Origin of the sequence: Paenibacillus sp. GYB003 (assembly GCF_036577625.1) — a bacterium.
In the GTDB taxonomy this organism is placed as follows: Bacteria; Bacillota; Bacilli; order Paenibacillales; family NBRC-103111; genus Paenibacillus_AB.
Window position 1 is genome coordinate 10911 of record NZ_JARBDC010000002.1, and the last position, 26267, is coordinate 37177.

Sequence of the window (26267 nt, forward strand, 5' to 3'; positions counted from 1 at the left end):
GGAGCCGAAAGCGGAAGGTTCGAAGTTGCAACGAACTCAGCTATCGCTATTTCCGGCAAATCGGATCGGTTCCTTCCACTTTCGGCCCGATAACGATGCCCCGATTCGTTAGACTGAAAACACGATCGGTTTCCCGCCGATAAGCATTGTACGATTCGTAAGCCATCCCTCCGGATCCGCCCAATTGCCGGAGAAAAACAGCCCGTGCCGAGGCACGGGCTGTTCGCCTTGCTTTTTCGGGATAACGGTCTCCGTTCGGCCGATCGTCAGCCGCCCGGGCTCCACATTCGCCGCAGCTCCAGGGCGTCGGCTTCCAGCACTCGTTTGGCGGAAGGCGCGATGTCGCTCCCCGGTTCGTTCAGCTGCTGCACAAATTTGTCCAGAAAATGGAGCGCCTGCTCCCCTCTTCCCGCGCTCCGGTGATGCTCCGCCTGCCGCATCGCATTCGTCAGCTTCGCTTCCAGCGCACGGTCGAACGCATTCGATTGCGAGAAGCCGGCGAGCAGCGTCAGGACGGATGCCGGGCTCGTCGTGACGCGTATCGTGTACGACCGTTCGACCGCGTTGCCCGCTTGGTCGCGAGCCATCGCCTTCACCGTATGGTCGCCCGGCTTTCCGGCCCATGAAACGGCCGTTCCCTCCGCATAGACCGCTCCGTTAACGGTTACGGTTTTTTCCGTCACCCCCGACAGCGAGTCTGACGCTTGCAGCGCCAGCACGGTCGTCTCGCTGTCTTCCACGGTCGTTACAGCCGACGCCGGCGAGCCGTTCACGAGAAGCTCGACCGCCGGAGCCGTCCGGTCCACGTTCAGCTCGACGGCCTGAACGGGCTCCGAATTGCCCGCCGCGTCGACGGAACGGAACCGGAGGCGGAATTTGCCTTCATCCAGCGTAATCGGTTCCGTATACGGAGCGAAATCGAAGCTTTGAAGGCCGTACGCGCTCGCTAGCACCGTAAGCGCGACGTCCGTCCGCGCGACGCCGGAATGCGCATCGTATACGTTCAGCGTCACCGTCGCCGGCGACCGGTACCAGCCGGCTTCCCCCTGCACGGCGCTCACCTGCGGCTGCGTCGCCGGAGGCAGCTTGTCGATGCGGACCGTCGTCGACTGTTCCGGTTCGTGACGGCCGCTGCGGTCGGTCGAGCGGAACTTGACGACGTGCGTTCCGCTGTCGCCGAGGACGAACGGGCCGGCATACCGGTTCCAGCTCACTCCTCCGTCCAGGCTGTAGTCCGTGGAGCTGACTTGAGCCGAATTGCCGTACACATGCAGCGTAACGGTCGCGTCTCCCGTATACCAGCCTTCCCGCTGCTCGCCGGATACGGTCGCCGCCGTCCTCAGCGGAAACGTCTCGCGCGTCAGCGGGATGCGGAAGGAGGCTCCCGCCGCAATGTCGTACACGTATCCTTCGCTGAAATCGTACGGGTCGACGAACGAGCGGATCAACGTGCTGCCGCCGATATCGAGCTTGTAGCGGCCTCCGCCCAAATCGTCGACGCCTTCGATCCGGTAAGCCGCGTTGCGCACGCCGTCGTTCGCCACGTAGATCGTGCCGCCGACCAAGTCTTGGGCGTTCGCGCCGGCCATGTTCATGTTGACCGTGATTTCGTTGCTGACGGAGGGTTCGTTCGTGAAGCTCGCGACCGTACCTTGCAAAGCTCCGGCGGATTCCGTTACCGGTTCGCCGACCGGCGCGATATACGAACCGTCGTGCACGTACCGGTACGCTTCTTCCCCGTCTTTTTCCGAGTAAACGCCCATAAATCCTTTAAACTGCAGCTTGTCGCCGACCGTATAGACGATTTGCGGATCCAGCGCGTTCACGATATAGTCGACCCGGCCGTTCGCCAGCGTCACTTTGACCGCCCTCGCCTCTTTTCCGCCGACGGTCGTTCCGCCCGTTTTCACGGCCAGCGGCTCGATCGACGCGATCGTCCGGCTGTCCTTGTACGGCTCCAGCACCGACGTGAACAAGCTGTCCAGATTCGTTCCGCTGCGGTGGGCGACGAAATAGCGCAGCGACTTCGGATTGCCCGGTTTATTTTGCGGCGGCACGCCGTCAGCGAGCGCCACGTCGTCGACCGGTCCGAGCATTGTCAGCCGGAGGTGGATATCGGCCGGCGCCGGCAGCGCTTTCCACGTGTCGACGACCTTCCAGTCGATGCTGAACTGTTCGGGCGGATTCGCGTCGCGCGACACGTTTTTGAGATAATGGAAGCCGCTGCCCATGTAGCCCGGGCCTGCGACGTCGTCCACCCGCTCGCCGTATTCGACGTCCTCGCCCGCATACGTTCCCGTCGGCTGCACGACGAGGTCGAGCCCTTCCGCCGTCGCCGTTCCTTCCGCGCCGTGGAAGCTGAAATGATGGTCGCTGCCGCCCTTCACCCGGAAAAAGTCGACCGCGTACGAATTCGCCGCGTCGATTTGAATCATCGCGGTCGTCCGCTTGTACAGCTCCGTCTGCGGGTAGACGTTCGGCGCTTCGACGTCGATGAGCTGCACCATGCCGCCGCCGTCGAAATGTTTCGGATTCGCCACCCACTGGCCCGACTGCTTCCTTTTGTCGACGACGACGGTATTGTGGCTGATCGTATTGATCACCCATTGGGCGCGATGCATGTCGACGCTGTCGGCGAATTCCGGATACCCGAGATCCGGGGACAAATCGAGCCCGAAGGCGTGCAAACCGAGATTGAGCGTATCGCGATGCCCGTGTCCGGTATTGCGTCCGTAGTACATCCAGAAATCGCGCAGCGTATTTCCTTGCGGGCCGGCGTTGTCCCTCGCCTCGCGCGCCTGCGCGTCGAGCAGGTTCAAAAGTCGCACGCCCATTTTGTAATTGGTCGACGACGGATGCTTGCCGACGCCCTCGAAGCTGATCTGATGCGTCCCCGCCGTCAGCGTCATCCGGCCGAGCACCTCGAATGCGTTCGAATTGGAGCCGTAAAAATCCATCTCCTTGATCGGCTGCCCGTCGACGGAAATCCGGTATATGCCGTACGAGGGCGCCTTGAACGGGAGCAGGTCGAGCTCGTAATCGTCCGTCTTCGGCACCTGGAAGCTGTACGTCACGATCGCTCCGGGAGCGTTCGCCTCGAGCTGCATCGTGCCCGACGCCTCGAACAGCTTGACCTCCGTGTTTTGGTAAGCGATATCCATTGCCGGAAACGCGTACGACAGCCCGAAGCTGAAAAATTCGTTTTTGCCGTCGCGCAGCGCCGCGAAGCCGTACCCCGTCTTGTGATCGCTTTCCATCTGCAGCGGCCCGCGCTCGGCGATGACGCTGCGGATCCGCTCCGCGATCTCGTTCGGATTCGAGCGGAATACGTCCAGGTGAATGCCGTCCGCGCGGTTGTTGTTCAGAAAATAGGCGAGCTGCGCATAGATCGGATCGCCGAACTTGTCGAACGCCTTCACCATGTCGGCCAGCCTGACCGTCGAGATGCCGGGATTGCCCGTCGAGCCCGTATCGCCGATATTCGCCAAATACTTCTCGCTCAAAATAAGCGGATAAAAGGCGGAAAACATTTTGCGGAACTTGACGTTGTCGTACAAATCCGCACCCGGATACAGGTCGTACCCTTCCAAAATGTCCGCCGTCAGCTGGTGTGCGGACAGCCAGAGGGCGTTGTAGCCCGGAGACGCCTCGTTGCCGTGGCCGTCGCGGTCGACCTGGGAGACGAGCGAATTGAGAATGTTCCCTCCGCTCACGCCCGGCGGATTCGACGTATTGCCGCCCGTCTGGAACGTGAAGTCGAGCCACTGCTTCGTCTCGGGCAGCGTGTCGTACACGACCGCGGCCATCGCCAGCGCGCTTTGGTGCATGCCGTCGTTGCCGCGGATTCGGGCCGCCTGCACGGCCGGGAACACTTGCCGGATGATGCGGTCCTCGATGTTGCGGCGAATGCCGCCCGCGGCGCTTTTATCGTTCGCCAGACGGTACTGCTCGGACTTGGCGTTCAAAAATTGCGTCAGCTGCGGGTCGTCCATCGCCGGGAAAAAGGCGTCGTACGCCGAGATGAAAACTTTGACGAGCGACGTTTCCCAAATCGAGCCGACAGCCTTGCCGAGACCGGTGCCGCCGTGCGAGTTCAAATAAATCGTCCTGTCGTGCATCATCGTATCCATGTCCGGATACACGTCGGCGACCCGGTCGAGCAGCACCGTCCCGGCTCTGGCGTATTTGACGTCGCCGGTGTACAAGTAGGCGTCGCGGAACGCCGTAAGCGCATCCTGAATCATACCTGTACCATACCAGGCGAACCAATGCGTATAATACGCGATAAACGTATACCTTTCGCCTTTTTCGTTGACCCAGCCGAAGCCGTCGTCGACGCCCCACGTCGGCCCTTTTTCCGGATACAGCGTATTGACGAGCAAGCTTCGGTCCGCCAGCTGCGGCTGAAAAATGCCGTGCTCGTCGAGCCCGCTCCGGTAATACGCGCCGAAATCGTTCGTCGGAAATTTGTAGCCGCTGCTCGGATCGACGATTTTCCACGGATCGTTCAGCGGATCCGCTTGATACGGATAGTTGCCGTACTTGTCGATCTCCCTGCCGGTAATCGGGCTGCCGAGCGTCTGGTTGACGCCGTAGCTCCGCGGCAGGTTCGGTCCGGGCACGATGCTCCACAGCTCGTCGAGAGCTTTCGCCAAATAGTTGTCCGCACGGACGACGGCTCCGTCCTTCAAGCTTTTCGCCCAGCCGTACTGCTGCACGTTTTGTCTGGCGGCGTCGACTTTGGCCGGCGTATAGTACGTCGTACGCGACTTGCTGCCGGTCGCCGTATTCGCGCGCCGGAACCGGACGTCGTCGAAATAGGCCGCGCCGCTCGCTGCGGCGATTCGGACGGTCGCCATAACCGCTCCGGCCGGAGCTTCCCCGGCGACCGTCAGCTTCTTCCATTCCCCGGTTGCGCTATCCTGCGCGGGGATCGAAGTCAGCAGCGCCCCGTCATCGTCCCGGAATTCCAGGTATAGCGCCGAAGCCGATTGCGGCGAGTACGTCTGCGTCATGACGGTCGCCTCATATCGATCGCCTGGCGCCGCTTGGACCGGAAAGCTGGTCAATCCGGACGCGGCGTTACCGGCAGGCGGCGTCAAAACCACGCTTTTCGTCCCGTCGTACGCGTTGCCGGCGGTCCGCTCGACCGTTCCTCCCGTCACGCTCCAGTTCGCCGGCTTGCCGGCCGCATCCGCGAGCTCGAAGCTGCCGTTGTTCAAGTTCGTCGTCGCGTCCGGAGGAGCGGCGCGGAACGTCGCATCGTCGAAATAGGCGGTGCCGACATTGGCGCTGTGCAAGTAAAACCGTACCGTCGCGTAAGCCGATTTGTCGGGAGCGACGCCCGTGACGTTGATTTGCTTCCATCCGTTCAGCGTGTTGTTCGTGCCGGTCAAAATCGTCGTATAATTGCCGCCCGCGTCCCAAAATTCCACATACAGCTGTGAGACGCCCTGCACATTGTACGACCGAACCGTCGATTCGTATTTTTGTCCCGGCGTTACGGCGATTTGATGGCTTCGCACCGTTACGCCCGCCGTACTGCTCGGATCGTTCACCTTGACGCTGTACGCGCCGGAATGGGCCCGCTCCGCGGACGATTGCGCCGTCGGCGCCAGGCTCCAATATTTCGGGGCGCCGTTTGCGAGCTCCTCCAAGCCGCCGTTCAGCAGCGCCGGCTGCGGTCCGGTCAGCACGCGTTCGAAAGCGGCGTCGTCGAAGTAGGCGGTGCCGACATTGGCGACGTGCAAATAAAGGCGCAGGCTGGCGGCGACGGTCCCTTCCGGCGCCTGGCCGGTCACCGTTATTTTGCTCCATCCGCCCGTCGTCGAGTTCCGGCCCGTATAAATTTTCGTGTAATTGTTGCTCGCGTCCCAAAATTCCAAATACAGCTCGGAGACGCCCTGCACGTTGTACGAGTAAACGGACGCGCCGTACGTCTGACCGGCGGTAACCGGCAGCCTCGCGCTGCGCATCGCCGTCGACGACGTGGCGCTTGCGTCGGTCAGCTTGACGCTGCTCGCTCCGCCGTGCGTTTGCTCCGCGGTGGACGCGACGCCGCCGCTGACGTAAGACCAACCGTTCGGCCGTCCGCCGGAAACGTCCTCGAACCCGCCGTTCGGCAATTCCGCATCGCCGGCCAGCAGCAGCGCCGCCGTTTCCGCCATCGGCTCGGCCTCCGCCATCGGCTCGGCCTCCGCCATCGGTTCGGCCTCCGCGGTCGGTACGGCTTCCGCCGTCTCGGTTGCGATCTCCTCTTGCGCGGCCGCGAGCGTAAAGCCCGGCATCGCGCCGAACAGCAGCAGCAGCGTCGTCAGAAGCGCGACGAATCGCCCCGCTCGGCCTGACACCATTCGAACCATCATGCCATCCATCCCCTTTCATTATGGGCGACGGCTTCTCTGCCGCATCGTTCGCTCTCGTGTCCGACTTCGCTCTCGTTATCCGATGCGCCTTCTCCTTCCGAACGTGACGCAAGCAAGCTTCCGAACGAATTCCTTATCGATCTCCTCCTTTACCGGTAAATGGTTTGGTGCGGCTCTGGATGCGGGCTTGTCCGATCCCCGCGGATGCGGAAACGGCAGAGCGGATGTGCGGGTATTGGCGGAGCGGCACAGGGGGACGGATACCCCCATTTTGCCAGAATTTGCCGAATGTTGAAAGCGCTTTAATTTGTCCATAAATACAAAGCGTCCCGGGAAAGACGCTTTAGCTCCTACCCTTGAGGCTGCATGCCGTCAACTGCCGCAAGTACGCGGTTGCCGACTTCGCAAACGCTCTTTCCGGTGCCGGGCTGCAATGACTTTAGGCATAAGGACAGTCATGCTACCGGTAAAACCTCCCGCTGATTTTGCCGATTCCCGTTTAGCCGGCCGCATTTGCAGGAAAACGTCCCGCTAATCTCGCGCGAGTCGCGCTATTTGGCTGTGCGCTGCCGGTTTTCCGGGAGCTTTTCCCGTTCATGCGAACCGGCGCTCATACGGCGACGAGATAGCGGGAGAAATTCCAGTTTTATTCCGGAGCCGAACATGAGATGGAATGGCCGGACGCGTATCCGATGGAAGGCAAATCGGCTGCCGTCCGTCAGGCGCAGGCGATGCCGTCGCAGGCAATGCCGACGCAGGCGATGCCCACTCAGGCAATGCCGACGCAGGTGAAGCCGACGCAGGCAATGCGGCCACAGCCGGGAACGAGCCTCTTTTCTAACGATTGCCATGAATCGACCGGCGCGGCTCCCCGATTGGCGGACGCCTTGCTTTCAGACGCGCGCCGCCGGAGCGACCGCGTGTTGGCGTAACACTTCGAGGCGGGTCAAGGTCCTCCCGCTTCTATCGAATCGCAGTATGCTTATAGGCCGAAAAAACGATGAGCCTGAACTTCTAACGAATCCTCGTATCGTTATCTAGCCGAAAACAGCGGAAAACGACCGGATTTGCCGGCAATAACGATACTGGAGTTCGTTACAATTTCAAACCGCCGCATTCGGGCCCAATAACGTTTGCCGGATTCGTTAGCCGCACGACCGATTCTAGTGCAAAGGTCGAAAACGCCGGCTCCCCGTACCAACCTGCGGCGATGGCCGACAATAAGATGCTGCGCGTCGCGTCAACGCTTGACAAGCGGTTGCGTCCGATCGCCTATGCGTTCCCGCATCGACGCCGAAAAGCCGCGCGGGACCGAAGTCCCGGCGACTCATTCGTCCGGCGGACGCAGCGGTCCGGCGCCGACGTGTCCCGCGTTGATCGCTTCCCACAAATAAAGCGACGCGATCGTGCGGTACGGCCTCCACCGCTCGCTTCGCCGCTCCAGCGCCGGCGATCCGCCCTGCGGCTCTCTCTCCTCCGCGTACAGCCAGGACGCGGCCCGGCGCAGTCCGGCGTCGCCGAGCGACAGCACGTCCTCGCGCCCGAGCGAAAAGATCAAAAACATTTCCGCCGTCCACCGGCCGATGCCCGTCACCTTCGTCAAAACGCCGACCACTTCTTCGTCGTCGAGCCCGGCCAAACGGGCGAAATCGAGTCCGTCGTCCAGCACGTGCCGCGCGAGCCCTTTCATGTACCGGATTTTCGGTGCCGACACGCCGGCCCCGCGCAGCGCCTCATCGGAAACGGCCAAAATCGCCTCCGGCGCCAGCTCGCCGCACAGCTGCCCGACCCTGCCGCAAATCGTGGCGGCCGCCTTGACGGAAAGCTGCTGCCCGATCAGCGACTTGGCCAAAAATGCGAACGCGTTGTCCGGCTTCGAAACAGTCAGCGGACCGATCAGCCTCGCAAGCCGCGCCAGCTGCGGATCAGCTTCGCCTAACCGGCGGACGCGCGGCTCCGCCGGGCCCAGCTCGTATAAAAGCTCCATGCGCACCTCCGCCTCATTTCGTCATCCATTCCGTTAGCCTCCATTATGCACGAGTTTGCGGGCGGATTCCAGCGCCTTCGGACGGCGCTCCCAATTGACGAGCACGATGCCGGCGCAGATGAACAAGCCGCCGACCCCGACGTACCATGCGACCGTCTCGCCGAGCAGCAGCCAGCTGAATGCGACGCCGAACAGCGGAACCAGGAACAAAAACGCGCTCGTTTTCGCCGGATCGCCGTTCGAGAGCAAGTAAAACCATGCCGCGAACTGGACGACCGAGCACATGACCGCGAGCCAGACGACGATCGTTACGGATAGCGGCGTCAAAACGAACGAGAACGGCTCCGTAAACGCGCTGAGCACGAGCAGCGCCGCGCCGCCGGCGAGCATCTGGTACGCGGCCAGCACGGTCGTGTCGAACGACGGGCCCCATCGTTTGACGAGCAGCGTTGCCGCGGCGAAGCAGAGCGCGCCGGCGAAGCCGATAAACGTTCCCGGGTTCAGCGTCATATGGAAGCCGAACGTGACGGCGACGCCGACGAAGCCGATCGCGACGCCGAGCCATTGACTCGCGCGGTAAACGGTCCCGGCGAACAGCGTGCCGAGCACGACGACCAGCAGCGGATTCGTGCAGGTGATGATCGACGATTCGCCGGAGGTGATCCAATGCATGCTGTAGTAGCAGCAGCCCATCACGCCGGCCGATTGGATCAGGCCGACCGTCGCGGCCCGCGCCCATTGCTTCGCACCGCGCGGCTGCGGCTTCTTCGCCGTCAACGCGGCGAGCAGACCGCCGGCGAGCACGAACCGGATGCCGGTCAGCAAAAAGGGCGGCGCGTACGCAAGACCGATTTTGCCGACCGGAAACGCGACCCCCATCAACATCGTCGTAAACAGCAATAGCGCGGTATATTTCATTTTGCTCATGTCCGTATCCTCCTGTCTCGATGTGATGAGCTTTATTGTAACGGAGGTCCGGTTTTAAGTATAATGATTATAAAAGATGCTGGCCATCGATTGAAGTGATATCAGAATCGCAGCAGGACAAGGAGGTTGTCGAAATGGAAAGCGCGGATTTGCGCATTTTTCAATCGGTCGCCCGGGAAGGCTCGATTTCGAAGGCGGCGGCGAAGCTCGGCTACGTCCAGTCGAACGTCACGGCCCGCATTCAGCAGCTCGAAGCCGAGCTCGGCACGGTGCTGTTCATTCGCCATAATCGCGGGGTGACGCTGTCATCGAGCGGCAAAATGCTGCTCGCCTATGCGGATAAAATCGTCGGCCTGCTGGACGAAGCGACGAAAGCAGTCGCCGCTTCCGACGAGCCGAACGGGCCGCTGACGATCGGCTCCACGCAAACCGCCGCCGCGGTCCGGCTCCCCGGCCTGCTCGCGGCCTATTACGAACGGCACCCGAAAGTGCTGCTCTCGCTTACGACCGGCCATACCGATTTTTTGACGGAAAACGTGCTGCATTACGAGTTGGACGGCGCCTTTATCGGAGCCGACATCGACCATCCGGAGCTCCGGTCGATTCCCGCCTTCGTCGAAGAGCTGGCGATCGTCTCCGCCGCCTCGGTTTCCGGGATGGAGGAGGCGATGACGAAGCCGATTCTCGTGTTCACGTCCGGCTGCTCGTACCGGAACGTGCTGGAGAAATGGCTGCAGGCGAGCGGCTTGACGAATCCGGTCATTATGGAGTTCGGCATGCTGGAAGCGATCGTCGGCGGCGTCCGCGCCGGGCTCGGCATCTCGCTCATGCCGAAGGCGGTCATCGGCAAGCAAGCCGCGGAAGGCGCGATCCGCATGCACGACATTCCCGAGTCGTATCGGCATATCCGAACGAATTTCATTATGCGAAAAGACGGTTACGTCAGCAGCGCCCTGCGCGCCTTTCTGAACATGCTGCCCGAAGCGGCCGCGCAAACGACCTAAGACAAAGCTCCGGTCCGACCGTTCGACCGGGAGGGAATGTTGCGTTCCCTGCCTTCGGTTGTCGAACGGCGGACCGGAGCCGACGTTTTATTGCGTCGCCCCGACCGGCTTGGCTTCCAGCGCCTCTTTCGGTACGACGATTTCTTTGATGCCGTTATAGTTCGCATACGTGCCTTCCATATTTTGCACCATATGCGTCTTCTGGCCTTCGACCTCGATTTCCATATCCATGATCACGTTCATGCTTTTCGGAAAATTCGTCTTCTTGTCGATCGCGAACGTGTATTCCACTTTCTTGATGTTCGGGGTCGCGCCGCTTTGTTGGAGCAGCTGCTCCGCGCCCGGATTTTTCCCGAGCAGTTCCTTCATCTCGTTTTGGATGAATTCGTTGAATTTGTCGCCGTTCGCCGACAGCTTGACGGTATAATCGTTGCCGTTTTCCGTCATCGTGAAGTCGTTCGCGAACTGCTTCAGCTTATCGAGCTGCTTCGAAGGGTCGAGCTGCGCCTCGGACATCGCGCTCGTGATCAAATCCGACTGCTCCTTCGGCAGCTTCATCCATTGTCCGGGCTCCCCCTGCTTCATGAAGAAGCCGTCCTTCGTCATGTACGATTCGAGCTTCACGTCCTGTCCCATCATGTTCATCGACATCGTCTGCTTGAACGCCATTTGCGGCTTCATGACGACATCCATGTCGATTTTGGACTGGATGTCCATTTTTTGACCGGCTTGCTCGATCGCCTGCTTCATGTTCATGTTCACCGAGAAGCTTTCCAGCTTGGCCGTCGCTTCCATCGATTTCATGAATACGTCGCCGGCCGTCTTCGGCTTCGGCGTCTCCGTCGTTTGATTCGACTCGGGAGCTTTGGCGGGCGTTTCCGCGTTCGGCGCTGCAGCCTGCTTGGATCCGTCTTGCTCGGGCTTTTGGCCGCAAGCGGCGACCGCCATCATGCTGACCGCCAGCAATGCCGTCGCAGCCGCCCGCGTCCATTTGTTCGTTCTCATTTTTATTCTCTCCTCCTATCCGCTAGTGGATTTTACCATATCGTTACAATTGGGCATAAGGGGCTTAAGACCTATTACCCGCAAACAAAAGAAAGAAGACCCGGGCGAAATCACGGGCCTTCCGACATATCGTTCTTCACATGATTCCCTGGCCGTCAGCGCACGCCGCCGGCCGCGACCGGCTCCGGCCGAAGCAGCAGGTCGCGAATGTGCAAGCAGCTCGCGATTTTTTCCAGCAAATCCTGCGTCGTGTAAAAATAATGGTTGCTCGCCTCGTAGCCGATCCGCGAATCGCGGCGGACGAGCTCGTACAGCGACCGGGCCAGCTCGATTTCCTCGTCCGCGATCGCGACCAGTTTCCGTCTCAGCCTTTCGCGCACCCGTTCGCTCTTCGCCCGCAGCCAGCGGTTCCGGCAACGGACGAAATCGATCTGCAAATAGGCGCTGCGGAAATGGAAGTATGCGCCTTGGGCGGCATGAAGCAGGTCGGCGAACGGCTCCTCCATGCCCGGCGTCACATGGCGGCGCGCCTTGACGAGCTTGTCGATCCCTTTCTTCCAGCCGATCGACAGCTTCCGGAACTGGGCGGCGAACGCAGGCTCCGGATAAATCGAACGCCATCGCCGCAAGTCGTCGTAAGGAAACCCGACCATCGTCGCATCGTAGCCGGTCGCCTCGAGCCAAAGCAGGTTGGACGGACCGTAATTTTGCGGCGCGGTGTACGCGACTCCGATCTGAAAAGGAAACTCGCGGAACGCCGAGCTGAACAGTCTTGCCGCTTCCGCGACGACGGCCCCCGCCTTCTCCCCGAATTTGCCGCGCAGAAGGCCGTTTTTGCCTTTGGCGCCTTGTCCGGCCGATCCGTCCGCGTTATCCGGCGACGTTTCCCAATAGTAGTCGGACGCAAGCTCCAGGCTTAACGAAGGATATCCGCCGAGCGTCCAGCTGAGCATAAGCCCCGATACGCCGGATCGCGCCAAATTCGTCAAATGCTCCTCCACGAGATCGAGAACGGGGAGAAACGGAACGGCCGCGCACTCCCACGTGTTGTTCAATTGCACTTTGGCGGCCGCGGCAAGACCTTTGGCGGTAGCCGCCTTCCAGTTATGAAGCGCTCTCTCGCCCGGCCCGACGATCGAGATCGAATAATCGGACACTTGTCCGCGCACGCCGGCCACGTTCGTCGGCATCCGGTCCTCGCTGTTGCTCATGACGCGGACGCCGTCCGGCAGCAGCGAGATGGCCCGCGCCACCTCCTCGTCGGACCACGTCCAGCCCCACGTCCAGCAAACGATGCGCGCGTCGGGCTTCGCGCTGAAGGCGCCTTCGGCGATGCACCGGTTCACCTCCGCGACCACTTCCTCCTTCGGCCGCCGGCTGCAGCGCGGGCATTCCGTCTTGCCTCCCGGCGCCCGGGAGTAGCAGTTCGTCAAATTTTCCGACATCGTAATGGTGAACAAGCCGGCCAATCCCGGAACTTCGCGGAACAAACGGGCCGTGCTTTCCTTCAGATAACGCCGGACCTCCGGCTGCGACGTGCATAACGAGGCGTGAATGCCCATTTCGGAATGCCCTTTCCACTCCGGCCGTTTGTCGAAAAACGGCAGCGGCATGGCGCGCGGCTCGTTGTAGTACAAGTAAACGCCGATGCCGTAATCGGCGGCCCGCTCGACCAGCCGGCGCAGCCCGTCCAGCCGCTTCTCCCAGCCGGCGGAAAGCTCGGGCGCCTCCTCCCACGGGATCAGGTTGTACAGCACGCTTTGCAGCCAAATCCCGTTCACCCCGAGCTCGGACAGCCGTTCGAGCAGGTCGTCCGGATAAGGATCGAGCTCCGGATCGATGAGCGGATCGCCGTAAACGGCGAAATACGAGTAAACGTAGCGCAGGTCGATTTTCGTCTCGCGGATCGTGCGGCCATAGGCGACGTGCGGACCTCCGCGGCGCTCCATTTGCCGTTCGAGCCATTGCAGTCCGCGGAGCAGCCCCGGCTCGTCGACGGCTTCGACGATGACGCCGTTCGGCGCCGCTTCGATCGAATGGCTTTCGGCGAGCCTCGCGCCATCGGAAACGACGCGCAGCCGCAATTCCGGACGATCACCCGTTTCGCGGCCGTCTTCGTCGGGTCGGATCGTCAAGCCGATTCCCCAGCGCCGCTCCATTCGGGCGGCGAATCGCTCGACAAACGCTTTGGCGTGACGAAGCCGCGAAGGGTAGACGACCGCCCAGCGTTCGTCGAGCGTCGCCTCGTCCGGCTGGGCTGCGCGGCCGGACCGCCCGTTCCGTCGTTCGGGCTTCCCGCTGAATTTGCCGAGGAAGGCGAACGGTTCCTCCCGCTCGCCGTCCGCGACGCCGGACGGGACGTATTCCGCCATCCGCTCCCGCAGCTTGCGCGTCGCCTCCGCTTCCTCGCTCGTCAGCGGCCGATACAGCACCGGCTCCGTTCGGGGCTTCAGAGCGCCCATTTTGACCCATAAAAAGTCGTCTTCCTTGAGCGCGAAGGCGAGCTGCTCCTCCGTCCAGCCGAGCAGCCGCAGCAGCTGCCCGTACGGAAGCAAATGCCAGTTGGCGCGAATGATCGTAATATACCCTCTCGACTGCCAAAGCGGGTTTACGATCGGGTCGGCGGGCAGCCCCATCGCGGCCGCCGTCGCCCGCACGTCCGTTTCCCGCGCCTGCAGCGTTTCGGCGATGCGCCTGACGGGGACGAGCCCCCAATTGCGCCAAACGACCGCCTGCATGCGCGTCGGGAAATGCGGAAATTCGAGCGCCTTCTTCCCACGGTCATCCCGATATAGATCCAGCATCGGGCCATCCCTCCTACTCTCGGTTTGTCATGGCCGGAAACGGACTGCGTCCGGCCATGACTCCATCAATAACCATTCAACATTATATATAATACATAATATTGATAAGTTTGGGTATAGTTTTTCAAGCAAATTTGATATGATAGATGCAAACATTCATTCGCATCGGAAAGGAACGTTATCGAATGCACTTCCGACCGACCGGAGACGGTTCGGCTTGGCGCGGCAGCGGCGCCGGCGGAATGACGCCTTCCGGCATTTCTGATCAAGACGAACGATTATCGAACGAGGTGCTCGCGCTATTTCAAAGCAAGCCGCAGCGATCCGTCGGCATCCGCTTTTTGGCCGACAGCCGGACGCCGCTGGACGCGGAGTTCATCGTCGGCCTATACCGGTACGGCTACCGGCGAACGATGATCGGGGTCGAAATGAAGCTCGGCCCGAAACGGCTGTACGTTGTGCCGAAAATCAAGGAGCTGCTGGACAAAATCGACCGCGGCGAATCGTTTCCGTTCACGAAGCATTTCATCTACGATCCGGAGCTGCACCGGTTCCGGCCCGAGGACGAAGCCGTCGTTCGGCAGCTCGTCCGCATCGTTCGCGACGAGAGCCTCTACCTGGAAACGGCATACCCGCATCCCGGCCAATCCCGCATCGCGCGGAGCGACCGGATGCTGCTCGTTCCGCCGTTTCACGCGGAATCGTTTTGGCCGCTGCTCGCCGCGGCGCCCGGCGCGAAGCTGGAGCTGGACGGCCGGCCGACCGGCGATTTCCGGCTTTCCGACGAGCCGCTCCCGCTACGCTTCGAATTCGACGAAGCCGAAGGCGAAGGCGAATCGGGATACCGGCTGAACGTGCAGGGACTGGATGACGTTACCGTGCTGGAATCGTACGGGCTCGCCGTCGCAGACGGAAAATTGGTGAAGATGCGATCCGAGGACTGCCGCCGCCTTGCGGAGCTGAAGCATATGCTCGACGTATCCGGCCGGGATCATATTCGCATTCCGGCCGGGCGGATGGAGCCGTTTATCGAGAAGGTCGTTCCCGGACTGACGCGGCTCGGCGGCGTTCGCATCGCGGATCGGGTGGCGGGCCGCATTTTGCAATCGCCGCTCAAGGCGCGTCTTTACCTGGACCGCGTCAAGGACCGGCTGCTCGCCGGACTCGAATTCCAGTACGGCGACGTCGTCATCGATCCGCTTGCGGACGACGAGCGGAAGCGGAACCCCGGCCGCATCGTCATGCGCGACGGCGAGAAGGAGCGCCGCATTTTGGAACTGATGGAGCAAACGCCCTGCGTCAGAACGGAAGGCGGCTATATTTACGGCGACGAAGAAGAGGAGTACGAATTTTTGTATCATACCGTGCCGGAGCTCGAGAAGCTGCTGACCGTGTACGCCACGTCGGCCGTAAAAGCGCGGGTGCTTCCCGCTCCCGTCGCGCCGAAAGCGTCGGTCCATGTGGACGAACGCACCGAATGGCTGGAAATCCGGTTCGACATCGGCGGAATACCGGAGGCGGACGTACGCGAGGTGATCCGGACGCTGGAGGAAAAACGGAAATTTTATCGGATGCCGGACGGCGCGCTGCTGCCGCTGGAAAGCGAGCCGTTTCAGGAAATGATCCGTTTTCTGAACGGCTTGGGCGTTCGCGCCGGGGACATCGACGGCCACGCCGTCCAGCTGCCCGCCGTTCGCGGACTTCGGCTGCTCGATGCGCCTCCTCCCGGAGACGCAATCCAACTGGGCAAATCGCTGCGCCGGCTGCTCGAGCATATCCGCAACCCGGACCATCTCGATTTTCCGGTTCCGGACAGTTTGGCGGGCGTGCTTCGCGATTACCAGAAGTACGGCTTCGGCTGGATGAAGACGCTGGCCCATTACCGGTTCGGAGGCATTCTCGCGGACGACATGGGGCTCGGCAAAACGCTGCAAAGCATTGCGTACCTCGTCTCCGTGCTGCCGGACATCCGCACGCGGAATACGCCGGCCCTCGTCGTCGCTCCGGCTTCGCTCGTCTATAACTGGCTGAACGAAATCAAGACGTTCGCGCCGCACATGCGGGCGGTCATCGCCGACGGCACCAGGGACGAGCGGGAAGCCGCGATGCAGGACGCCGCCGGAGCGGACGTGCTCATCACGTCCTACCCGCTGCAGCGGCGGGACGTCGGACTTTACGCCGGGCAGCCGTTTCATACGCTCATCCTGGACGAAGCGCAGGCGTTTAAAAACTACGCGACCCAAACGGCGCAGGCGGTCAAGCAGATCCGGGCCGACTTCCGCTTCGCCCTTACCGGAACGCCGATCGAGAACTCGCTCGAGGAGCTGTGGTCGATTTTCGACGCGGTTTTTCCCGGTCTGTTCCCGGACCGCAAAGCGTTCGGCGACATGCCGCGGGAGGCGATCGCGTCGCGCATACGCCCGTTTCTGCTGCGCCGGTTGAAGATCGACGTGCTGAAGGAGCTGCCGGACAAAATCGAGACGGTGCAGACGTCCGAGCTGCTGCCCGAGCAAAAGAAGCTGTATATGGCCTATTTGGCCAAGCTGCGGCACGAAACGCTGAAGCATCTGGACGACGAAACGTTTCCGCGAAACCGGATCAAAATATTGGCCGGCCTGACGCGGCTTCGCCAGCTGTGCTGCCATCCCGCCTTGTTCGTGGAGGGCTACGCGGGGAGCTCCGGCAAGTTCGAGCAGCTGATGGAGCTGATCGACGAATGCCGGGACGCCGGCAAACGGTTGCTGCTGTTCTCGCAGTTTACCGAAATGCTCGGACTCGTCAAACGGGAGCTCGGCTTCCGGGGCGTTCCGTTCTTCTACTTGGACGGCCATACTCCGGCCGCCGAGCGGGTCGAGCTGTGCGAACGGTTTAACGGGGGCGAACGGGAGCTGTTTCTGATCTCCTTGAAGGCGGGCGGCACCGGTCTCAACTTGACCGGTGCCGATACGGTCGTGCTGTACGACCTGTGGTGGAATCCCGCCGTCGAGCAGCAGGCCGCGGACCGGGCGTACCGGATCGGGCAAAAGAAGGTCGTGCAAGTGATCCGTCTCGTCGCGCAAGGCACCGTCGAGCAAAAAATGTACGAGCTGCAGCAGCGCAAAAAAAGCTTGATCGACGAAGTGATCGACGCGGAGCGCGATCCGCTGTCGTCGCTCACGGAGCAGGACATACGCGAGCTGCTTACGGTTTAGACCGTCGAAAACCAAAAACGCCTCGCTCCGACCGAACGTCGGGCAAGGCGTTTTTCGTATGCGGACCGTTGTCCGTTGTTCCGTTCACTCGTCCGCTTCGGGGTAACGTTCCCGGCAAAACGATTCGACGGCTTCGAGCTCGTCCGGCTCCAGCTCGAACTCCAAATAGCGATGGGTCGTCCTTTCGAGCAGCTCGTATTTCACGATGCCGGTCCGGCCTTCTTCTTCCTTGAAGACGACCCGGACGAGCAAGCCGTTGTCGGAGTGGAGCTCGTCCTCCTCGTCCACCTCGACCTCGAGCATAAACTCGTACCGGTTGCCGGACAATATGCCGAACTGGTCTTTGATCCGTTCTACCGTATAAGCCGTAATGTCGAACATGGAACCATCCTTTTCCTCGGGCATTCCTTTTATTATAGCGATATCGGCCCGAAATGGAAAGGGAGGCGGCTTACGGCTTCAGCGGGATCGTATAATTCCGGTCGACGACGATCGCGTCGTTGCTTCTCGACAACGTAACCGTGTAGCGCTCCAGCTTCGGCGCAGGAATATACACGTCCAAATAAGCTTTATCGGCGTAATCCTCGGCTATGCCGAAGCCGCTGACGCGAAACGCCTCGCGGTCTTCACCCGACTTGCGGGTGTACGCCTCGTACGCTTGCGGCCCTTCCTTCTCGAATTTCGCCGTCATCTCCTCTTTCTCTGCGATGTCGAACGATACGCCTTCGAGCGACGTTTGCCCGGGGCGCTCCTTTTTCAGCTTCAGATGAAGATAGCCGCGCGGCACGTAGTCGGCTCCTTCGACGACGATCGATTCCTTTTTGAAGCGAACCGTTTTCGGAAAATCGCCCTCCAGCGACAATTCGAACCGGTCGCTAGGCTCCCATTCGCCGACCGTCAGCTTCCCGATATGCAGCGTCAGCGAACGAACGTCCGGATCGAAGAAGACGGACGACGAGAACGGCAGCTGCATCGCGCCATCGCCGAGCGGAAGTAGCGGACCGGAAGGATCGTAACGGTATACGTTTCCTTTGTCGTCCTTCAAGTAGGGCGCCGTTCCGTCGTCTCTCGGGAAGAAGTACGACCAGTCTTTCGGCCCTCGCAGGACGACATTCATCGATGTCGGTTGAATCGTCAGCTTCTCCAAAGTCAATTCGCCGATATCCGGATCTCCGACCGCGAGCTTCAGCTTTGGCTCGACCACACGATTGTGCAGCAGCTTGCTTGCCTGAACCGGAACCGATATGCTTCCGAGCTCCTTCCATTCGTCGCGTCGCGACTCGGAATACGACGTATTCTGCACGACCGCGAGGCGCAGCTCCGTTTCCTTCGCCAAAAAGTCGCGTACCGCGCCTTCCCGAAGCCGATATTTGTACGTTACCTGCAAAATCGGCTTTTGGCCGCCGTCCGCCGGCGGAATGACGGCTCTGTCGGTCGTCGAGCCGCCGCCGGTCAAGTTTACGGGATGTATGGATAGATGAACCGCGCTGCGCGGATCGGTCGCGTCGAAATCGTCGCTGCGGATAAAGCTTTTGAACAGCAGCTCCTCGTCGGTCAAGTACATGTCGCCGATCGTGATCGTGGTCCCTCCCGTCTGCCACGTCACCGGCTCGTTCGGCGTATAGCCGTTGTTTATCGCCGTTTGGACGCCGTCCCGCTCCCGAACATGGGTCAGCCAGTCGACGGCGATATCGAAGCCGGGCACCCCTTTGACGAACGAGGCGAACGCCGGCGACACTTTCACGCCGACCGAAAACGTGACGGCGACGATGACGGCCGCCGCAGCGCTTTTCGAGCAGGCGCTCCGACTGCTCCTTGCGCAGCAAATCGTCCAGCGGCGAAGGCGAAACGTCCTGAATGTCCATGCCGTCGATGTGACGTTATGCTTGTAGCCCTGCTCCTTCCTCGCGATATCGATCGACCGGAGCGCGACCAGCTTGCTGAACCATGCGCGCAGATGGAAATCTCTTTGCCGCTCATAATGGCGGAATAGAGCTCGATCAATGCATTTTGTACGGCTTCCTCGGCCAGATGCTTGGACCGAAGCATCATATAAGCGGTACGGTACGCCTTCGGAATGAGCGGATTCGCCAGGCTGCGGAACGCTTCTTTGTTGCCGTTCCTGACCTCGTCCCATAGTATTCGTTCCGCATCCAAATTCATAACGCCACTCCCTTAGGTATCGTTCCTATACGATAGGCGTAACGGTTTCCCATTCGGTTCAAACAACGCGCCGATTATTTGACAAAAAAAGATTGCAAATGCTGCCACAGCATGTCGGACGTCATATACGGCTCGCCGGCGTTAATTCGTTTGACGATCCGGCCGCCGGGCTCGTTCATTCCTTCCTCCGTCGAGAAAAACAGTTCGATGCCCGCCTTCGTCCCTTCCTCGATGACCGCATCGCTGAAACTGCCGTAAGGAAACGCAAGCAGCCGGCGCCGATCGCCCAGTTCCTCCGAAAGGCGCTTTTCGAGAAACGCCAAATCGCTATAAATTCGTTTGCGGTAATCCGCCTCGGACTCCGCCCGCTGCCGTCCATTCATGTACATCCGGGAGGTCAATGCGGGCATGAGCGTTCCGGCGCGATCGGTCGGAACGGTTCTGTGCAGATTGTAAGTATGGCTGTATATCCCCATGCCGCACTTTTTCAATTCGCCCATCTGCTCCCAGTTCAGGTGCGGATCGGCTTCGGAATTGAACAAATCCGACGAAATGCCCACGATAAAGTCGGATGCCGTCGCCCCGTATCGCTCCAGGACGGGAACGGCTTCCTTGTAAAACGATTCGTACCCGTCATCGAACGTAATGGCGATCGCATTGGGCGGAATGCTGCGGCCGTTCAGCATAAATTGGACGAACGTTTCCATCGAAATGATGCGAAAGCCCCGGTCGTTCAGCATCCGAAGATGATCGCCGAAAAGCTCCGTACTTATCGTACCGGCGGAAGCCGACTCCGCTTCCGCATGTTGCCTTACGTCATGATAAATCAGGACAATCGCTTTGTCATCGTAATAAACGTCCCTCGCGACGGCCGTTTTCGTGTCCGGGCCGTTAATCGCCGGTATAAACAGTCCGATGCATATCGCGATCAATGCCAACAATCGAATGGACCTCATTTCCTATGCTGCCTCTCGTGCCTTGGTGTAGCGCGCGCTCACTACTAAGGCGCAGTCGGGCGGGAAACGGTTCAATGCGATCGGTTCGTAAAAGCGTGCGGCGCGTTCGGTCGTCAAAATGCGGCAAATATCGCGCCAGCGCCCCAAAAACGAAAGCCGGTCCCGAAAGTTATGGGGACCGGATCAATTTGGCAAAACATAAGCGGTGGAAGGTGAGTCCGATGAGCAACTCCAAAGATTTCGTGCAAAACCAATTCAAAAAATGGAAGCATGCCGCATCCCAGCTCATTTCGAGCGAAACGAGCGGCGAGCCGCTCGACGAGTCGCTATTCGTCGAACTCGAGCCCGACTATTACGAGCGCTGCCGCCAGCTGGCCGAAGCCCGGAATACGACGGTTTCCGCCGTCGTTCATTATATGCTGAAGCAGCAATTCGCCCTGCAAAGTCACGATCGCCCGATCAAGTCGAATATCGAGCAACTCGAGCGCAATCCGCTGCTCGCGCTCGACGGGCTGACCGGCCGCCGAAAAAACCGGGAAACGGGAGGAGATGAAAGCCGTGAATTCGCATGAACAGCCGCGCCCGTCCCATACCGTATTCGTCGAGCAATCGGCCTGGATGGCGTTTATGAACCCGGACGACCCATATTACTTGCAGGCGAGAAACGTCTTCTACGAGATGCACGACCTGGAACGGTCGCTGTCGACGACGAACTACGCCGTATTCGAGACGCACCGCTGGCTGCGCGACCAATTCGATTACGCCGACGCGACGATGTTCCTCAACACGGTGGACAAGGCGGTCCAGCAAAACGTGCTGACGATCATTCCCGGCAGTCCCGAGCTGGAAACCGAAGCGAAGCGGCTGCTGATGGAATATCCGGACTGCCGGTTTTCGCTGGACGAAGCGCTGAACGCCGTCGTGCTGCTCCATTACCGCATCAAGCGGCTGTTCGCGTTCAATCCGAACTATTCGTTCTTATCCCGCATCGACCGGGACATCAAAGTGTTCCCGAGCGCGTGGTAAATCCGTCGCGAACGCAAGCCGGCGTCTTAACGCGAGACGCCGGCTTTTCGGGTTTCCGTATTCGCGGCTTACGGACCGCCGGGAACGTCCCGGTCGTTTCGCAGCGGCGCTTCCGGCTCTTTCGCGAACATCGCTTCGATTTTGCGGCTGACGATCAGCGAAGCGGCGATAAACAGCGCGACGTAAAGCAGCAGCAGCGGATTATCCGCATAACGGGAAACGTCGTAGCCGATGTAGGAAACGACGAATACCATAACCGCTTTGCCCGCCGCGACGGCGAGCGCGAACGAGCGGAAACGCATGCCGGCGAGCGCGGCCGCCACGTTGATGACGACGAACGGGCCTACCGGAAACAAGCTGAGCACGAATACATAGCTGAAGGCGTTGCGCCGCACCCAACGCATCCCTTTTTGCACCTTCGGCTTGCGGGCCCATCGCTGCAAGAAGGCGCTCCCGGCGATTTTTCGCACGATCGCGAACGTCGTCAGACAGCCGGCGACCATCCCGAGCCACGAATAAAGAAAGCCGAGCCAGAGGCCGTACACGAGCGCATTGACGCCTACGATCAGCAGCGTCGGCAGCGGCGGCACGAACGATTTCATAAACGTAAGCAGCATGCCCGGCAGCGGTCCGAACGAGCGGTATCGCTCCAGCCACTCCGTCAGCTGCTCCTCGGTCAAACTCGATAATAGGTCCGCAATTCCCATTCAGCCAATCACCTGTTTCTGTTATGCATCGCCGAGCTTTCCCGGCGCCATTAGTCGTATGCGGAGTAAGTTTCCTCGTCCGCGATGCTTTGCACTTCATCGCTGCCGATCCACATATAACGGTAACCGTCCTTCGCCTGCTTGTCCAGCGCTTTCCGCTTGTAAAATCTAGGGCTTCCTTCCCCGCGTTCCTCGTCGTAAAACAGCAAAATGCCGTCCGTTTTCCGAAACAGCAGGTCGTCCCGCGCCGTCAGCTGCCAAACGCCGCTGTACGGCTGATTGCTCACCGTGCCGTAATAATCGAGCTGCCGTACGATATCCCGGAACAGCCGCTGCTTCTCTTCCTTCCATTTTTCGTCCGGGTTCAGGTAGGCCGCGACGATCGAGCATTTCAGACGAGGGTAACGCTTTTTCAGCTCGAATGCCGCCTCGCACGCCCACAGGTCGACGCCGTACTGGCCGGGCGTAACGATCCACTCCAGCCCTTCCTCGATCAGCGGCTCGAGCCGCGCCGCGATCGCTTTCTTAATGTAGCCGATCCCTTTGTGCTTCTCGTCGAAAATGTTCAGCTCGTGCGCCCGGTAGCCCGTGACGAGCAAATTTTTCATGCGCGCTTCCCCTTTTCCTTCGCCGTTCCGAACCGTACTACCACTATACCGGATTCCGGTCGGCATATCCATGCGAGGCCAAAAAAAAATCCGCTTCGCAGCGGATTTTCCCGTTTCCCCGTCAGTCGGAAACGACATAATATTTTTTGCCGTACAGCTTCGAAACGCCTTCATTGCTTATTTTGTCCCCGCTGCTGTGAGCGAGGGATTGCATGAACTCGTACGCCTTCTTCTGATCGCTTTCGTTCAGTTTGTCGAATAAATGGAGCACCTTTTCTTTCCGGGTCATGACCGTTCTCCTCCTCTCGATATTCGAACACGTTGCGGAGGCGGGGGATCAGAAATACACAAAAAACACAAGGCTAGACCTTGCGTTCCATAACGAAATCTATCCTCCCCACATTCGCTTACGAGGTTAGCTGACGGATTCGGGCGGTGAGAAATCGCCCTACGATACGCGGCTTGAAAGCGCGTATCGATTCACCCCATAAAACTTGGTTCCCCCGCTTTTCTTAAACAAGAAAATTCAGCGACAATGACTATTAAGTTTAAACTTAATTATACCCACGATATCGATTGTTGTAAAGAATCATTTTCAACATTTTTTCACATGCCCGTTCGGAGCTTTTTATGGTACCATAAATTACCACGACGAAAAGGAGCTGGACTATGAAGCTTACATACGGCACGCCCGAGGAAGCGGGAATGTGCCCCCGACGCATCGATTATATGGAACGGCTGGTGGAACGTTGGGCGGCCGAACGGGTGTCGCAGGCGTTCTCGATCGTTGTGGCGCGAAAAGGGAAGATCGTCAGCGAGCGAACGTTCGGCACCGTTTCTCCCGAACCGGACGCCCCCCCGCTTACGTCCGAAACGCTGTTTCCGCTCGCTTCGATCACGAAGCCGATCACCGCGACGGCCGCGATGATTTTGGTCGAACAAGGATTGCTCTGCTTAAGCTTCCCGGTCGCCTACTACATTCCCGAGTTTGTCGGCGAAGGCAAACAAAACGTGAAGGTGCATCATTTGATGACGCATACGTCGGGTTTGCGAAACAGCGACGTTTACGAGCACGCGAAGCGGAAGGAGCCGCACGCGGACGTGCCGCCGGCCGATCCGAACCAGCATCCCGACCTTCACCGCAGACTGTATCTCGGCTACGACGCGCCGCTATGGAAGCCGCCCGGAACGGAAATGTCGTACTGCGGCTACAATATCGAACTGCTCGGCGAAATCGTCAGAAGGCTGAGCGGACGGACGCTGGAATCGTTTTGCCGGGAGCATATTTTCGAGCCGCTCGAGATGAACCGGACTTATTTCGTCGTACCCGAAACGATGTACGATCAAGTTATTCGCCGGGACGAACAGCTTCCGGGCGGCCAACGGTTCCATACTCCCGAAGCGATGTCGTTTCCGTCCGCCGCGGGCGGGGCGTACTCGACGGCGATGGATATCGCGCGGTTCGGCCAGCTGTTTCTGAATAAAGGCAAGTACGGCGACCGGCGCGTGCTGAGCCCGGCATCGGTTACCGAAATGATCCGCGATCAGGCGCCGCATGTCTCCTCCACGTACGGGGCGCAGTATTTCGTCGACGCTTCGTACGGGTACTGCTGGCCGGTCAACAACACGAAGCGGGACAGCGGCGATCTGTTCTCGCCGAAAGCGATCGTATGCGGCGGGGCCGGCGGGGTAAACATAACGGTCGATCCTCATTACGAAACGGTCCAAGTCATTTTCTCGATCGAAAGCAAACGGAACGACGGATACGACGTCTGGTTTCCGTGCATGAATCTGTTCAACAACGCCGTTATCGCCTCGATCGAGGAATAACGGGGCATGACTGAAACCGGCAGCGCGAACTGCCGGTTTCGTCTTGTTTATCGTACAGGCTGGGCGGGAACGCCGCCGTCTTGCTTCTTCGTTCGCTTTTCCTTGTAGTGCCTGACGACCATGATCGCTATCGGAATGAGAGCGCCGGCGACCAATACCGCGATCAAATACGGCTGCTTCCAGGGCAATTCGCCGTAATAGTTCGCCTCTTTCGCAATTTCCAATCGTTTGGGAACCGTCAGCAATGCGAATACGCCCAACAAAATCGATATCGTCACCCTCCGCTTCGGCGCCAGAACGCATGCGGCGTAGATGGAAAAGGCGACGCAAAACAGCTGGTCGTACAAATGGGTCAGCACGAATTTCAGCTGAAACCGGTCATTCGCGATCGGGTCGATCAGCATGCGAATGACGAACATGCGAGCGAACGTGCGCAAAAAGAAGAAGCTGAGCACGAACATCGGCAAAACGAGCACCCATTTCAACGCCGCAATCCAATTCGTCTCCGAATCGCGCAAACGAACCGACTCCCTCCGTAAGAAGCCCTATACGCCTTTATCCTTTGATTATGGGAGGAAGTTTTGGAAAAATCAACTAAAACCGCGATCTTTCCATCGTCCGAATTTTCCGCACCCCGTTGTTTACAACAACGAACGAATCCGTTCAAGCAGCGGTCGACCTTCGATTTCAAGCTCCCGAATCCGTACGAGCAGCTCGGAGGCTTGCTCCCGGCGGTCCGGATCGAGCAGCGGCTCGCGCGGCTGCATCCAAGGAAACATGCCGTTCAGCGTTCGAAACGATTCCGCGATCCGCCCGTAATGTTCGGCCGCGGCGTCCAGGCGTTCGGCAATCGAACCGCCCAGCCTGTCGCCCGCTTCCCGCAAAAACCGTTGCGCATAATGCCGGCTTTCATGGAACAAGTCGACGTAATAGCCCATAAAGAAACATTCGATCGTTCCGCCGCGCACCGCTTCGATCCACCTGTCCAGCGCGCGAATTCCGCCATAAAACGTTTGACCGTCCCATTCGTAAGCTTCATCGCGCGAAAACTCCGAAGCCAGCTCCAGCGCCGCGCGGATCGCCGAGGCGTCGTCGGACGGCTCGGCTTTGTCCGCCCAGTGCAGCGAAATGAAACCGCCCGGCTCCCGCCGATCCGAACGATGCCGTTCGTTCGAACGATCGGCCGCGCAGGCGGCGCACGGACAGTAGCTTCGGCCGAGCATCATCCACGGAATGACGTCGTCCGCGCCTTCGTGTCCGGTGCCGCCGTGCCACGAATGCGTGTAATAGCCCGTATCGTCGAAGGCGTAAACCATCGACGTTTCGTCGCCTAGATCAAGCTGCTTGGCGAAAACGGGCAGCCCTCGCCTTAACGCGTTCCGCGCCCCGTCCCAAGCTTCGGCCTGCAGCCGGCGAAACGAATCGTCGTCCGCCGCAATCGTATAAAAGCCTTCGATGCTCAACCCGAGATGACGCGCCGCCTCGAATAGGCGAGGCTCGGGCTCGCCCCGGTTCGGAGCCGTCATCCGTTCGTCGACGACCGACAGAAACGCATTGCCGGTTATGCCGTACACCCAGGCGACCGAATGCGGAACGTTCCAATAATCGAGGCACGACTTGATCGCGCCGATATGCGATTTATGAAGCCCGGAAAAACGCAGCCGGTCCAGACTGACTTTCGATATTTTCGTCAT

At 59.9% G+C, this 26267-nt stretch carries 20 protein-coding genes and 1 riboswitch; of the genes, 6 read left to right on the forward strand and 14 right to left on the reverse strand.

Annotated elements, in window-relative coordinates; translation table 11 throughout:
• Nucleotides 1-266 precede the first annotated feature (266 nt).
• The gene (locus tag PV407_RS02165; RefSeq protein WP_332088220.1) at nucleotides 267-6365 is read right to left on the reverse strand and encodes an OmpL47-type beta-barrel domain-containing protein; all 6099 of its coding nucleotides are present in this window, start codon (nucleotides 6363-6365) and stop codon (nucleotides 267-269) included.
• Between the two features lie 668 nt (nucleotides 6366-7033).
• Here PV407_RS02165 and PV407_RS02170 point away from each other — a divergent pair.
• A complete protein-coding gene (locus tag PV407_RS02170; protein WP_332088221.1) occupies nucleotides 7034-7297 on the forward strand; it encodes a hypothetical protein in 264 nt (87 codons plus the stop codon).
• A gap of 395 nt (nucleotides 7298-7692) precedes the next feature.
• Here the strand turns inward: PV407_RS02170 and PV407_RS02175 are convergent, their stop codons facing one another.
• Entirely contained in the window at nucleotides 7693-8352 is a 660-nt protein-coding gene (locus PV407_RS02175; RefSeq protein ID WP_332088222.1) for a DNA-3-methyladenine glycosylase family protein, read from the reverse strand.
• Between the two features lie 33 nt (nucleotides 8353-8385).
• The gene (locus tag PV407_RS02180; protein ID WP_332088223.1) at nucleotides 8386-9279 is read right to left on the reverse strand and encodes a DMT family transporter; all 894 of its coding nucleotides are present in this window, start codon (nucleotides 9277-9279) and stop codon (nucleotides 8386-8388) included.
• A gap of 134 nt (nucleotides 9280-9413) precedes the next feature.
• Here PV407_RS02180 and PV407_RS02185 point away from each other — a divergent pair, with 134 nt between their 5' ends.
• Entirely contained in the window at nucleotides 9414-10283 is an 870-nt protein-coding gene (locus tag PV407_RS02185) for a LysR family transcriptional regulator (RefSeq protein WP_332088224.1), read from the forward strand.
• 87 nt (nucleotides 10284-10370) lie between these two features.
• Here PV407_RS02185 and PV407_RS02190 read toward each other — a convergent pair whose 3' ends face one another.
• Both PV407_RS02190 and PV407_RS02195 read right to left on the reverse strand, forming a co-directional pair.
• A complete protein-coding gene (locus PV407_RS02190) occupies nucleotides 10371-11288 on the reverse strand; it encodes a DUF6612 family protein (protein ID WP_332088225.1) in 918 nt (305 codons plus the stop codon).
• A gap of 155 nt (nucleotides 11289-11443) precedes the next feature.
• Complete coding sequence (locus PV407_RS02195) at nucleotides 11444-14092, reverse strand: hypothetical protein (protein WP_332088226.1); 2649 nt, start codon at nucleotides 14090-14092, stop codon at nucleotides 11444-11446.
• A gap of 185 nt (nucleotides 14093-14277) precedes the next feature.
• Between PV407_RS02195 and PV407_RS02200 the strand changes: the two genes are divergently transcribed.
• On the forward strand, nucleotides 14278-17283 hold the full coding sequence (locus tag PV407_RS02200) for a DEAD/DEAH box helicase (protein WP_332088227.1): 3006 nt from the start codon (nucleotides 14278-14280) through the stop codon (nucleotides 17281-17283).
• 84 nt (nucleotides 17284-17367) lie between these two features.
• Here the strand turns inward: PV407_RS02200 and PV407_RS02205 are convergent, their stop codons facing one another.
• The 4 genes from PV407_RS02205 to PV407_RS02220 form a co-directional block, all read right to left on the reverse strand.
• Nucleotides 17368-17664: a DUF6509 family protein gene (locus PV407_RS02205; RefSeq protein ID WP_332088228.1), complete on the reverse strand. Its 297-nt coding sequence runs from the start codon at nucleotides 17662-17664 to the stop codon at nucleotides 17368-17370.
• 70 nt (nucleotides 17665-17734) lie between these two features.
• Nucleotides 17735-19027: a DUF4179 domain-containing protein gene (locus PV407_RS02210; protein WP_332088229.1), complete on the reverse strand. Its 1293-nt coding sequence runs from the start codon at nucleotides 19025-19027 to the stop codon at nucleotides 17735-17737.
• Complete coding sequence (locus tag PV407_RS02215) at nucleotides 19024-19446, reverse strand: RNA polymerase sigma factor (protein ID WP_332088230.1); 423 nt, start codon at nucleotides 19444-19446, stop codon at nucleotides 19024-19026. The genes PV407_RS02210 and PV407_RS02215 overlap by 4 nt, the downstream gene beginning before the upstream one ends.
• Before the next feature lie 74 nt (nucleotides 19447-19520).
• Nucleotides 19521-20387, reverse strand: coding sequence for a polysaccharide deacetylase family protein (locus tag PV407_RS02220; protein WP_332088231.1), 867 nt, complete (start codon nucleotides 20385-20387; stop codon nucleotides 19521-19523).
• Nucleotides 20388-20623: 236 nt separating this feature from the next.
• On the opposite strand from PV407_RS02220, the gene PV407_RS02225 reads away from it, so the two are divergent.
• A complete protein-coding gene (locus PV407_RS02225) occupies nucleotides 20624-20974 on the forward strand; it encodes a hypothetical protein (protein ID WP_332088232.1) in 351 nt (116 codons plus the stop codon).
• Nucleotides 20961-21428, forward strand: a complete 468-nt coding sequence (locus PV407_RS02230) for a type II toxin-antitoxin system VapC family toxin (RefSeq protein WP_332088233.1) — start codon at nucleotides 20961-20963, stop codon at nucleotides 21426-21428. The genes PV407_RS02225 and PV407_RS02230 overlap by 14 nt, the downstream gene beginning before the upstream one ends.
• A 68-nt stretch (nucleotides 21429-21496) precedes the next feature.
• On the opposite strand, the gene PV407_RS02235 is transcribed toward PV407_RS02230, so the two are convergent.
• The 3 genes from PV407_RS02235 to PV407_RS02245 all read right to left on the reverse strand — a co-directional run bounded on the left by PV407_RS02235 (nucleotide 21497) and on the right by PV407_RS02245 (nucleotide 23032).
• Nucleotides 21497-22135: a TVP38/TMEM64 family protein gene (locus PV407_RS02235; RefSeq protein ID WP_332088234.1), complete on the reverse strand. Its 639-nt coding sequence runs from the start codon at nucleotides 22133-22135 to the stop codon at nucleotides 21497-21499.
• Between the two features lie 50 nt (nucleotides 22136-22185).
• Entirely contained in the window at nucleotides 22186-22743 is a 558-nt protein-coding gene (locus PV407_RS02240; protein ID WP_332088235.1) for an SLOG family protein, read from the reverse strand.
• Between the two features lie 121 nt (nucleotides 22744-22864).
• Entirely contained in the window at nucleotides 22865-23032 is a 168-nt protein-coding gene (locus PV407_RS02245; RefSeq protein ID WP_332088236.1) for a hypothetical protein, read from the reverse strand.
• Nucleotides 23033-23131: 99 nt separating this feature from the next.
• A riboswitch (cyclic di-AMP (ydaO/yuaA leader) is annotated at nucleotides 23132-23285 on the reverse strand.
• 127 nt (nucleotides 23286-23412) lie between these two features.
• Here PV407_RS02245 and PV407_RS02250 point away from each other — a divergent pair.
• Complete coding sequence (locus PV407_RS02250; protein ID WP_332088237.1) at nucleotides 23413-24573, forward strand: serine hydrolase domain-containing protein; 1161 nt, start codon at nucleotides 23413-23415, stop codon at nucleotides 24571-24573.
• Nucleotides 24574-24620: 47 nt separating this feature from the next.
• Here the strand turns inward: PV407_RS02250 and PV407_RS02255 are convergent, their stop codons facing one another.
• Both PV407_RS02255 and PV407_RS02260 read right to left on the reverse strand, forming a co-directional pair.
• A complete protein-coding gene (locus PV407_RS02255; RefSeq protein ID WP_332088238.1) occupies nucleotides 24621-25091 on the reverse strand; it encodes a hypothetical protein in 471 nt (156 codons plus the stop codon).
• Nucleotides 25092-25214: 123 nt separating this feature from the next.
• Entirely contained in the window at nucleotides 25215-26267 is a 1053-nt protein-coding gene (locus PV407_RS02260; protein WP_332088239.1) for a hypothetical protein, read from the reverse strand.